The following is a 3,599-nucleotide window of genomic DNA, read 5'->3' on the forward strand; positions in this document are numbered from 1 at the left end:
CCGCACCGAGCCGGGGAGCGAGGTGCCCGACCCGTACTTCGGCGGCGCCGGGCCCGCGCGGCGGGCGTGCACCGAGTGCGGGGAGTGCATGACCGGGTGCCGGCACGGCGCGAAGAACACCCTCAACGAGAACTACCTCTACCTCGCCGAGAAGGCGGGCGCGGTCGTGCACCCGATGACCACCGCCACCGCCGTCTACGAGGACGGTCTCGGCGGCCACTTCGTCACCACCGTGCCCACGGACTGGCGGCGGTCGGCGAAGCCGAGGACCCTGCGGGCGCGGCAGGTCGTCCTCGCGGCCGGGACGTACGGGACGCAGTCGCTGCTGCACGCCATGCGCGACCAGGGGCTGCTGCCGCACCTCTCCGAGCGGCTCGGGCAGCTCACGCGCACCAACTCCGAGGCGCTGGTCGGCGCGCAGACCGACCGGCGCCGCTACCGGAAGGCCCACGGCGACCGGCCGCTCGACTTCACCCGCGGCGTCGCCATCACCTCCTCCGTCCACCCCAACGAGAACACCCACATCGAACCGGTCCGCTACGGCAAGGGGTCCAACTCGATGGGCGGTCTGTCGATCCTGCAGGTCCCGTACGGGAGCCGGGCCCCGCGCATGCTGGCCTGGGTGCTGCACTGCGTACGGCACCCGTGGCTGACACTGCGGTCGCTGTCGAACCGGCGGTGGTCGGAGCGGACGATCATCGGCCTCGTCATGCAGACGCTCGACAACTCGCTGACGACGTACCGCAAGCCGAAGGGGATCGGGAAGGGGCTGTTGACGGCGCGTCAGGGGCATGGGGCGCCCAACCCCAAGCAGATACCCGAGGCGACGCGGGCGGCCTCGCTGCTCGCGGAGGAGATCAACGGGTTCGCGGGCAGCAACGTCGGGGAGCTGATGGGGACACCGCTCACCGCCCACTTCCTGGGCGGGTGCCCGATCGGGGAGGACGCCGGCCGCGGCGTGGTGGACCCGTACCACCGGCTGTACGGGCACCCGGGGATCTCCGTCGTCGACGGCTCGACCGTCTCCGCGAACCTCGGGGTGAACCCCTCCCTGACGATCACCGCCCAGGCGGAGCGGGCGATGTCCTACTGGCCGAACCAGGGCGATCCCGATCCGCGCCCGGCGTCGGGCGCGCCCTACGTCCGCCTACCGGCCGTGGCCCCGACGGCCCCGGCCGTCCCACCCACAGCCTTCGCGGCCCTACGCGCACCGCTCTTGCCAATCCCCAAACTCCCGCCGAAGGCGGAGTAATTGCCGTTTCCGGTGTGGGCATGCGTTCCGCCCTTAGCGGAACGCATGCCCACAACGAGGGCGAACATGGCATTCGCGCATGGGGAAGGGGCCGCACCCCCCTCCGGTGCGGCCCCTCCCCCCCACTGCCGGGGGCGTCGGTTACGCGGCCTCGATGCCAGCCGCCCGGCGACGGCGGACGACGATGATCGCGCCCGCGCCAACGGCCATGGCGACGCCGCCGATCGTGGCGATCGTCGGCAGCGCCGAGGACGAGCCGGTCGCGGCGAGGTTGCCGGTCACCGGCAGCTTCTCGACCCCGCCCTGCGGCTTGGTGTCGGGACCGGGCTTGTCGCCCGGCTTGCCCTCGTTGTCGCCCGGCTTGGCCTCACCCGGGTCGCCCGGGGTGCTGCCCGGCTTCAGGACCTCGAACTCGTAGAAGGAGCCGGCGCTCTCGGCGATGCACTCCTGGCCCTCGACGGTGTCGAGGTGCGCGCCGGTGCCGAACCCGTAGCTGTCACCGGCCGGCGCGTCCTTGTGGATGTTGACGCGGAGGTCGGCCTTCACGAAGTCCTTGGGCTTCAGGTTGTCCACGCCCCAGAAGTAGCCGCCCGCGAACTGCTGGTCGCCGATGGACTCCCACTGGTTGGAGACCGGGTTGCGGAACTCCAGGTCCACGTACGGGCTGAGCCACTTGGCCTCGTCGACCTCGAAGTTCTCGATCTCGGCCCAGAGCGCGACCTCCTTGAGGTCGGTCTCGGAGTCGTTGGTGACGGTCAGGCTGAACTTCGTCCAGCCGCTGCCCGCCACGATCTTGCCGGGCAGGCCAGAGAGCTCGACGTCGAGCGCCTGCTCCTGGTAGTTCTCGTCGACCTCCTCGCAGTACGGCGGGAACTCGTCCTCGTCCGAGGGCTCGTCGGTGTTCTCGTCGTCGTCCGTGCCCTCGTCCGTGCCGTCCTCGTCGTCACCGGAGGCCGGGTCGTCCTCGCCCGGGGTGTCGCCGGCGGTGTCGTCCTCAGGGGCGGTGTCGTCACCGGGCGCGCTGTCGTCGCCGGGCGTGGAGTCGTCCGCGGTGTCGTCGTCCGCGGCCGGGTCGCCCGAAGTGGCGCCGTCGTCCGAGGTGTTGTCGCCGCCGGTCGTGGTGTCGCCCGAGCCTGTGTCCCCCGTGGTGTTGTCGCCGGTGCTGTCGCCCGTACCGGTACCGGGGTCCGTCGTGTCGCCGCCGGTGGTCTCACCGGTGGTGCCCTGGGTCGTGGAGGTGGTGTCCTCGGGACCTTCCGCGTAGGCGGGCGCCGCGGCGAGAAGCGCGGCCGGGGCTATGACGGCCGTCGCGGCAGCGGTTGCCAGAGCGCGGCGGATCTTCATGGGGCCTCTTCAAGGTTCGAGAGTGCTGCCGGATGCAGCACCACACGGGTGGCCGTCGCGGTGGGGGGTGCGCGGTGTGGCCGTGCGTTCGGATAAGTGACCTGTAAAGGCGGGGGGTGGTTGTGCCCGGAGGGGCGGGAGTTGAACGTGATCTGACTCACAGAGGCGCGTCGGCCTGCGTGTCGACTCGTGCGCCCACGTCATGCCGCCGAAGCGGTTCGGCACAGCGGGCGAAGCGACTCGTGCAGCTGCCGAAACGGCTTGCACAGGAGGTGACTTGCACAGGGGGTGACTTGCACAGGGGGTGAAGCGACCCCGCACTCCGGCCGAAGCGGCTTGTCTTGTGGCGGGCGAAGCGGCTCGTACGGCGGCTGAAGTGACCCGCGCGGCGGCTGAAGTGACCCCGCGCGCACGAGACGGCCTCGGTATCTCGCTCATCGCCAAGTCGTCGGAAACGGCGACCCCCGCACGCACGGGACGGCCGGTCCCGGGCGTCCCCGGGACCGGCCGTCCTCTTCGCTGTGACCGGGCTGCTGTCCCCTGCCGACCGGTCACGCACTGGAGCGCGGTCCCACGACGCGCACCGCGTCACACGCTCCAGTGGTTCCGCCCCGTCGCTGCTGGGCGCCCTGCCGAACTCGGGCGGAGCCACGCGTGGATCTCAAGGCCGCCCCTGGCTGGCACGGACACCGGGACCAACGAAGGCGCCGATACCCGGTCACGGGCCGTACGGGTGACGGACGCAAGAGTTCCGCGACATTCCGTACGCGGTGTTGACAGGCGCGTGGAGCGGTGTTGACGCCACCGCCCGGCACCCTTCCGTATGCCCGCGAGAGGCCCTCACACCCTGCCGCGGCACAGCTCCAGCAGCGTCATCGCCAGCGCCGTGCCGGGCTTGCCGAGCTGGTCCCTGTAGTGGGTGAGGATCTCCATCTCGCGGGAGAGGTTCACCCGGCGCCCGCCGGAGGCGATCCGGGCCTGCTGGATGATGGCCGAGACGGCC

The 3,599-nt window shown here is 71.5% G+C and carries 3 protein-coding genes; 1 reads left to right on the top strand and 2 read right to left on the bottom strand.

Features of this window, described 5'->3' with window-relative positions; genetic code table 11:
- Positions 1 to 1,252 (top strand): GMC oxidoreductase (locus AOK16_RS22560; protein WP_055473994.1); only part of this gene is annotated, 1,252 nt, incomplete at its 5' end.
- A 141-nt stretch (positions 1,253 to 1,393) separates the two neighbouring features.
- Here the strand turns inward: AOK16_RS22560 and AOK16_RS27320 are convergent.
- Positions 1,394 to 2,596 (bottom strand): LAETG motif-containing sortase-dependent surface protein, encoded by a 1,203-nt coding sequence (locus tag AOK16_RS27320; RefSeq protein WP_157859311.1) that lies wholly within the window; start codon positions 2,594 to 2,596, stop codon positions 1,394 to 1,396.
- Between the two features lie 840 nt (positions 2,597 to 3,436).
- A partial coding sequence (locus AOK16_RS22570) for a chorismate mutase (RefSeq protein ID WP_107098426.1) occupies positions 3,437 to 3,599 on the bottom strand: 163 nt, incomplete at its 5' end.

It is taken from the genome of Streptomyces pathocidini (assembly GCF_001418495.1).
GTDB classification, from domain to species: Bacteria; Actinomycetota; Actinomycetes; order Streptomycetales; family Streptomycetaceae; genus Streptomyces; species Streptomyces pathocidini.

Excerpts from the sequence above, each read along its gene's own strand:
- AOK16_RS27320 (WP_157859311.1), bottom strand. The coding sequence starts at position 2,596 with ATGAAGATCCGCCGCGCTCTGGCAACCGCTGCCGCGACGGCCGTCATA.